The sequence below is a fragment of the Quadrisphaera sp. DVD1 genome (genome assembly GCF_058932755.1).
Genome location: NZ_JBZYWI010000160.1, coordinates 1 through 6,799, shown reverse-complemented (window position 1 = coordinate 6,799; position 6,799 = coordinate 1). Strand labels below are relative to the sequence as shown.

Below are 6,799 nucleotides of genomic sequence, written 5' to 3'. Positions count from 1 at the left end.
TCCTGCGCCCCTGCGCTCCTGACCCGCACCACCCTGCTGCGACCTGACGACCCTCCTGGGAGGTGACGCGTGGACCCCGTGCTGGACAACCTCGACCTGTTCTGGGGCGGCTTCCTGCGCTCGCTCGGCATCGCCCTGTGGGGCGCGGTCGGCTCGCTCGTGCTGGGCACGGTCATCGCCGTCTGCCGGGTCTGCCCGGTGCCGGTGCTGCGCGCCTTCGGCTCCGCCTACGTGACCGTGGTGCGCAACACCCCGCTCGCGGTGGTGCTCTCCTTCTTCGCCTTCGGCATCCCGACCCTGGGCGTCAACGCGAGCTACTACCTCTTCGGCGTCGCCGGGCTCGTCGTCTACACGGCCGCGTTCGTCTGCGAGGCCGAGCGCGCCGGCATCAACGCCGTCTCCCCCGGCCAGGCCGAGGCCGCGCGCGCGATCGGGCTGGGCTTCCGCCAGACCCTGACCCTCGTGGTCCTGCCCCAGGCGGTGCGCTCGGTGGTGCCCCCGCTGGGCAACGTGCAGATCGCCATGATCAAGAACTCCGCCGTCGTGGGCGGGTTCGGCGTGGGCGGCGACCTCTTCGCGGTGACCAAGCGGCTGACCTCCGCCCAGGGCTACCCCCTGCTGCCGGTGCTGACCGGGATGGCGATCGGCTACCTGCTCATGACGCTGACGGCGGCCGCGGGGCTCGCCGTCGCCGAGCGCCGGCTGGCGGTGGCCCGGTGAGCGCCCCGGGCACCTCGGTGCTCTTCGACGCCCCCGGCCCGCGCACGCGCCGGCGCACGGCGATCGCCACCGTCGTCGTCCTGCTCCTGCTCCTCGCCGCCGTGGTCGCGGTGCTCCTCCGCTTCGCCGAGCGCGGCCAGTTCGACGCCGAGCTGTGGGCGCCGCTCGTCGACCCCAGCACCGAGGAGTTCCCGCTCGTGTGGGAGCGCATCGGCTCGGGCCTGTGGGTCACCCTGCGCGCCGCGGCCGCGGCGATGGTCGCCTCGCTGGTGATCGGCGTGCTGCTGACGACGACGCGGCTCGGCCTGGGCCGCTACGGCCGGCTGCCCCTGGTCGGGGTGGTCGAGCTGCTGCGCGGCCTGCCGGTGATCGTGACGATCTACTACGTCAGCGCGCTGCTGCCCGAGCTCGGGGCCGACCTCGAGGACTTCTGGTACCTCGTCATCGGCCTCACCGCCTACAACAGCGTCATCATCAGCGAGATCGTCCGGGCCGGCGTGGTCTCCCTGCCCCGCGGGCAGGTCGAGGCCGGCCTGGCCGTCGGCCTCACCCGCGGGCAGACCATGCGCCTCGTCCAGCTGCCCCAGGCCCTGCGGGCGATGCTGCCGGCCCTCATCAGCCAGCTCGTGGTGATCCTCAAGGACACGGCGCTGGCGCTGTTCGTCCTCAACGGCGTGAACGACCTCATGCGCGAGGCCAACCAGATGCGCACCGTGCTCGACAACCCGCTGCAGATGTACGTCGTCGTGGCGCTCATCTACATCGCGATCTGCCTGGTGCTCGACCGGCTGGCGCACGTCGTCGAGCGGCGCTCGAGCCGCAGGACCACCGCGGCGACCCCGGACGCCACCCCGGCCGGCGACGCCGTCACCGGCGCCTGACCTCAGTCGTCCAGCGGACCGTCGCCGTCCTGGCCCTCGGGCAGCGCGGCGCCCTCGGCGGCCAGCGCGTCCTTGACCACGCGCAGGGCGAGCCCCTGCGGGTAGCCCTTGCGGGCCAGCATCCCGGCCAGACGGCGCAGGCGGACCTCCGGCTCCAGCCGCGCGGTGCCGGCGAGCTTGCGGGCCACCAGCGCCCGGGCCGTGGCCAGCTCCTGCTCGGGGTCGAGCTGGTCGAGGGCCGCGGCGGCGGTGGCGTCCTCGATGCCCTTGGCGCGCAGCTCGTGGGCCAGGCCGCGGCGCGCGAGGCCCCGGGTGGTGTGGCGCGAGCGCACGAGCATCTCGGCGTACGCGGCATCGTCGACGAGCTTGAGCTCGGTGAAGCGGTCGAGCACCGCCTCGGCGGCCTCCTCCGGCACGTCGCGCCGGGCCATCGCCTGCGCCAGCTCCGCCCGGCTGCGCGGCGCCGCGGTGAGCTGGCGCAGCGCGATGGTGCGGGCGAGCGCGACGGGGTCGGCGTCGCGCACCGGGCCCTCGCGCTCCGGCGGCTCCGGGGCCGGGCGGGACCCGGCACGGGAGCCGCCGGAGCGGCGGCGGCCGGCCATCAGAAGTCGACGGGAGCCCCGGCCGGGACCTCAGCCGGGGCGTCGACCCGCGGGCCGACGCCGAGCTTCTCCTTGATCTTCTTCTCCAGCTCGTCGGACAGGTCGGGGTTGTCGCGCAGGAAGGCCCGCGCGTTCTCCTTGCCCTGGCCCAGCTGGTCGCCGTCGTACGTGTACCAGGCACCGGACTTGCGCACGAAGCCGTGCTCCACGCCCATGTCGATGAGGCCACCCTCGCGGGAGATCCCGATGCCGTAGAGGATGTCGAACTCGGCCTGCTTGAACGGCGGGGAGACCTTGTTCTTGACGACCTTGACCCGGGTGCGGTTGCCGACCGGCTCGCTGCCGTCCTTGAGGGTCTCGATCCGCCGGACGTCGAGGCGCACGGAGGCGTAGAACTTCAGCGCCTTGCCGCCGGTCGTCGTCTCCGGCGAGCCGAACATCACGCCGATCTTCTCGCGCAGCTGGTTGATGAAGATCGCCGTGGTGCCGGAGTTGCTCAGCGCACCGGTGATCTTGCGCAGCGCCTGGGACATGAGCCGGGCCTGCAGACCCACGTGGCTGTCGCCCATCTCGCCCTCGATCTCCGCCCGCGGCACCAGGGCCGCCACGGAGTCGATGACGATGATGTCGAGGGCGCCGGAGCGGATGAGCATGTCGGCGATCTCGAGCGCCTGCTCACCGGTGTCGGGCTGGGAGACCAGCAGGGCGTCGGTGTCGACGCCGAGCTTCTCGGCGTAGGACGGGTCGAGCGCGTGCTCGGCGTCGATGAACGCCGCGATGCCGCCGGCGCGCTGGGCGTTGGCCACCGCGTGCAGCGCCACGGTCGTCTTGCCCGAGCTCTCGGGGCCGTACACCTCGATCACGCGGCCGCGGGGCAGCCCGCCGATGCCGAGCGCGACGTCGAGCGCGATGGAGCCGGTCGGGATGACCTCGATGGGCGCGCGGACCTCGTCGCCCAGGCGCATCACCGAGCCCTTGCCGAACTGCTTGTCGATCTGTGCGAGCGCGATGTCCAGGGACTTCGAGCGGTCTGCGGGAGCGGCCATTCTTCTCACCTCGGGTCGCGGCACCCGGAGCCCGGGTGCGTCGGTGTCGTCGGGAAGGACGCTAGGCGCCACCACCGACAGTCTGGGGCGGGATCGCTGCGCCTGTGGACGACGAGAGCTGCTCGCCCCGACCGACGCCCAGCATAGTCCCTCGCGGCGTACAGGTGTTCGATCTCGGACGATCCGGGGTGGTGCCCGCGGGGTGCTCGTGGGGATGCCGGACGGCCCCCGCCGTGGTGTCCTCGTCCCATGAGCGAGACCCCGAGCCAGACCCCGGACGAGGACGCGCCCGCGACGGGCGACCCCAACCACCCCACGGTCGACCCCGACCGGGCGCCCGACGGCGGCAGCGAGGACCCGGACCGCTTCGACGCCGGGTGAGCCGCTGACCGCCCCCGTCGCCTGGAGCGGTCAGGACAGCAGCAGCCGCTCCAGGCGCCGGGCCGCGACCACGAAGCCCAGCGCCCCCATGACCAGCAGGTAGGCCACGTGGCCGAGCAGGCCCGCGCCCACCGAGCCCAGCAGCAGGTCCCGGCACAGCGCCACCCCGTGGTAGAGCGGGCTGGCGCGCACCAGCCACTGCACCGCCTCCGGGTAGGTCGCCAGCGGGTAGAAGGTGGCCGAGAAGAGGAACAGCGGCAGGACGGCCAGCTGCACGTAGTCGAAGTCGGTCCAGCCGCGCATGTAGGTCGTCGCGGCCATGCCCACCGCCGCGAAGGCGAACCCGACGAGCCCGGCCGCGGGCAGCGCCAGCAGCGCCCACCACGACTGCACCAGCCCCGCGGCCAGGGCCACGAGCAGGAACGCCGCGGCGTAGACCTGGCCGCGCAGCAGGGCCCAGCTGATCTCGGCCACCGCGACGTCGCGGGGCCCGAGCGGGGTGGCCAGCACCGAGTCGTAGAGCTTGGCGTACTTGAGCTTGAAGAAGATGTTGAACGTGGAGTCGTAGACCGCCCCGTTCATCGCCGAGGAGGCCAGCAGGGCCGGGGCGACGAACACCGCGTACGCCACGCTGCGCCCGTCGCCGAGGTCGACCCGCCCCAGCAGCGCGCCGATGCCCACGCCGAGGGAGAACAGGTAGAACACCGGCTCGAAGAAGCCGCTGACCACGGTGATCCAGCCGTGCCGCAGCGCGCGCAGGTTCCGCTCGACGAGCATCCGCGCCATGCCCGCCCCGGCCGGCAGCGGCAGCGCCCGGGCCAGCCGCGAGGCGCCGGTGGGTGCGGTGGGGGCGGTGGGGGCGCTCACCTCAGACCACCACCCGGGCGCGCAGCGAGCGGTGGGCCAGCGCCGCGCCGACCGCGGCGAAGGCCAGCAGGTAGGCGACGTGCCCCAGCACCGGCAGCAGCTGCGCGGTGCCGAGCGCCAGCGACCGGCACGCGGCCACCCCGTGCCACAGCGGCGTGGCCCGGGCCACCCACTGCAGCGCCTCGGGCAGCTGGCTGATCGGGAAGAACGTGCCGGAGAAGAGGAACAGCGGCGTCACGACGAACCGGAAGAGCAGGTTGAAGGGCTGATCGGTCTCGCTGCGCGCCGCGACCGCGAAGACCGGGCCGGCGAACGCCATGCCGACGAGGACGGCGACCGGCAGGGCCAGCAGCGCCATCGGCGAGCGCAGCGCGCCGAGCGCCGCCGCCACGGCGATGAAGATCGCGCTCGTCGTGACCACCCGCAGGAGCACGAAGGCCAGGTGGCCGCGGACGACGTCGCCCACCGACAGCGGCGCGGCGAGCATCGCGTGGTACTGGCGGTTCCACTTGATCGCCCCCATCACCGAGAAGGTGGTCTCCCCCACCGCCGTCTGCATCGCCGACGCGGCCAGGACGCCGGGCGCGACGAAAGCGGCGTAGGAGACCCCGCCGAGGCCGCCCGCGCCCTCGGCGTCCACGAGCGAGCCGAGCCCGAACCCCATCCCGGCGAGGAAGAGCAGCGGGGAGAGGAAGTCGCTGAAGACGCTGGCCCGCCACGTCGCGCGGTAGGTCGTGAGCCAGTAGGCGGTGACCCGCCACGCCCGGCCCACTCAGTCCACCAGCTGGCGGCCGGTCAGGGCCAGGAAGACGTCCTCCAGGCTCGAGCGGCGCACGAGGGTCGACAGGGGGCGCAGCCCGGTCGCGAGCACGGACGCCGCGGCCGCGTCGCCGTCCGCGGCGTACACGAGGAGGCGGTCCGGGAGCACCTCGACCCGGTCGCCCACCCCGGCGACCTTCCCGGCGCAGGACCCGTGGTCGTCGGTGTCGAAGCGCAGCTCGAGCACCTCGCGGGAGGAGTGCTGCTCGATGAGCGAGCGCGGGGAGCCCTCGGCGACGATCCGGCCGCCGTCCATGACGACGAGGCGGTCGCAGAGCTGCTCGGCCTCGTCCATGTAGTGGGTGGTCAGCACCAGGGTGGTGCCCTCGCGCTTGAGCCGGAACAGCCGGTCCCACAGCACGTGCCGCGCCTGCGGGTCCAGCCCGGTCGTCGGCTCGTCCAGCAGGAGGATCTCCGGGCGGTTGACGAGCGAGCGCGCGATGGTCAGCCGGCGCTTCATGCCGCCCGACAGCGGCTCGACCCGGTCACCGGCGCGCTCGGTGAGCTGGGCGAAGTCGAGCAGCTCGGCCGCCCGCCGCCGCACCTCCTCGCGCGGCAGCCCGAAGTAGCGGCCGTAGACGAGGATGTTCTCCTCGACGGTCAGCTCCTCGTCGAGGGTGTCCTTCTGCGGCACGACGCCCAGGCGGGCCCGGATCGCCGGCCCGTCGGTCACCGGGTCCATGCCGAGGATGCGCAGCGAGCCGCCGCTGGGCGGGGAGACGCACCCGATCATCCGCATCGTCGAGGACTTGCCCGCCCCGTTGGGGCCGAGGAAGCCGAAGGACTCCCCGCGCTGGACGGCGACGTCGATCCCGGCGACGGCCGTGAAGGCCCCGAAGGTCTTCGTCAGCCCGCGGGCCTCGATCAGCACGTCGTCGCGGCCACCGGAGAGCACCGGCGCAGGCTAGCCGCAGGCGGGCTCGTCCTCGACCGCCTCGTCGGCGAGGAGCGCCGCCAGCACGCTGACCGGCACGGCGAAGGACTGCTGGGCCTGCGTGGCCCCGGCGTAGACGACGCCGACCACCTGCCCCTGCGCGTCCAGCACGGCGCTGCCGGAGCTGCCGTGCTCGACCGGGGCGTCGGTGGCCAGCACCGGGGTGTCCATGGTCTCCAGCGGGTCGTCGGTCAGCGCCAGGACGGCCCCGGTGGAGGTGGTCATCGGCCCGCCGGAGGGGAAGCCGATGACGCTCACCGCGTCGCCGACCGCCGGGTCGGCGCCGGCCAGCGGCACGTGGGCGGGCAGCTCCTTGACCGTGCGCACCACGGCGAGGTCGGCGACGCGGCTGATCCCCGCGGTGCGCACGGCGAGCTCCTGGCCGTCGTAGGTGCTGACCTGGATCGTCTCGGCCCCGTCGACGACGTGCTGGTTCGTGATCACGGTGTGCGCGTCGACCGCGAAGCCCGAGCCGGTGGCGATGCCCGAGCCGCACTGGACGTTGCGCACCCGCACCGCCGCGCGCTCGACCGCGGCGAAGCCTGCCAC

9 protein-coding genes are annotated in these 6,799 nt (G+C 73.8%); 3 read left to right on the top strand and 6 right to left on the bottom strand.

Features of this window, described 5'->3' with window-relative positions; translation table 11 throughout:
* The first annotated feature begins 69 nt into the window (after window positions 1–69).
* A complete protein-coding gene (locus tag AC5FZL_RS14470) occupies window positions 70–720 on the top strand; it encodes an amino acid ABC transporter permease (protein ID WP_493619594.1) in 651 nt (216 codons plus the stop codon).
* Window positions 717–1,601 carry an amino acid ABC transporter permease gene (locus AC5FZL_RS14465; RefSeq protein ID WP_493619593.1) on the top strand — a complete coding sequence of 295 codons (885 nt, stop codon included), beginning with the start codon at window positions 717–719 and terminating at the stop codon, window positions 1,599–1,601. Before AC5FZL_RS14470 ends, AC5FZL_RS14465 begins: the two co-directional genes overlap by 4 nt.
* Before the next feature lie 2 nt (window positions 1,602–1,603).
* Here the strand turns inward: AC5FZL_RS14465 and AC5FZL_RS14460 are convergent, their stop codons facing one another.
* The gene (locus AC5FZL_RS14460; RefSeq protein ID WP_493619592.1) at window positions 1,604–2,203 is read right to left on the bottom strand and encodes a regulatory protein RecX; all 600 of its coding nucleotides are present in this window, start codon (window positions 2,201–2,203) and stop codon (window positions 1,604–1,606) included.
* Window positions 2,203–3,249, bottom strand: coding sequence for a recombinase RecA (gene recA / locus AC5FZL_RS14455; RefSeq protein ID WP_493619591.1), 1,047 nt, complete (start codon window positions 3,247–3,249; stop codon window positions 2,203–2,205). The genes AC5FZL_RS14460 and recA overlap by 1 nt, the downstream gene beginning before the upstream one ends.
* Window positions 3,250–3,498: 249 nt before the next feature.
* On the opposite strand from recA, the gene AC5FZL_RS14450 reads away from it, so the two are divergent.
* Entirely contained in the window at window positions 3,499–3,630 is a 132-nt protein-coding gene (locus AC5FZL_RS14450) for a hypothetical protein (protein ID WP_493619590.1), read from the top strand.
* 30 nt (window positions 3,631–3,660) lie between these two features.
* On the opposite strand, the gene AC5FZL_RS14445 is transcribed toward AC5FZL_RS14450, so the two are convergent.
* The 4 genes from AC5FZL_RS14445 to AC5FZL_RS14430 all read right to left on the bottom strand — a co-directional run.
* Complete coding sequence (locus AC5FZL_RS14445) at window positions 3,661–4,497, bottom strand: ABC transporter permease (protein ID WP_493619589.1); 837 nt, start codon at window positions 4,495–4,497, stop codon at window positions 3,661–3,663.
* A gap of 1 nt (window position 4,498) precedes the next feature.
* Complete coding sequence (locus tag AC5FZL_RS14440; protein ID WP_493619588.1) at window positions 4,499–5,269, bottom strand: ABC transporter permease; 771 nt, start codon at window positions 5,267–5,269, stop codon at window positions 4,499–4,501.
* A complete protein-coding gene (locus AC5FZL_RS14435; protein ID WP_493619587.1) occupies window positions 5,270–6,211 on the bottom strand; it encodes an ABC transporter ATP-binding protein in 942 nt (313 codons plus the stop codon).
* A gap of 9 nt (window positions 6,212–6,220) precedes the next feature.
* A partial coding sequence (locus AC5FZL_RS14430) for a S1C family serine protease (protein WP_493619586.1) occupies window positions 6,221–6,799 on the bottom strand: 579 nt, incomplete at its 5' end.

Coding starts and splice junctions, on each gene's coding strand:
- recA (WP_493619591.1), bottom strand. CDS start 3,249: ATGGCCGCTCCCGCAGACCGCTCGAAGTCCCTGGACATCGCGCTCGCA.
- AC5FZL_RS14460 (WP_493619592.1), bottom strand. CDS start 2,203: ATGGCCGGCCGCCGCCGCTCCGGCGGCTCCCGTGCCGGGTCCCGCCCG.
- AC5FZL_RS14450 (WP_493619590.1), top strand. CDS start 3,499: ATGAGCGAGACCCCGAGCCAGACCCCGGACGAGGACGCGCCCGCGACG.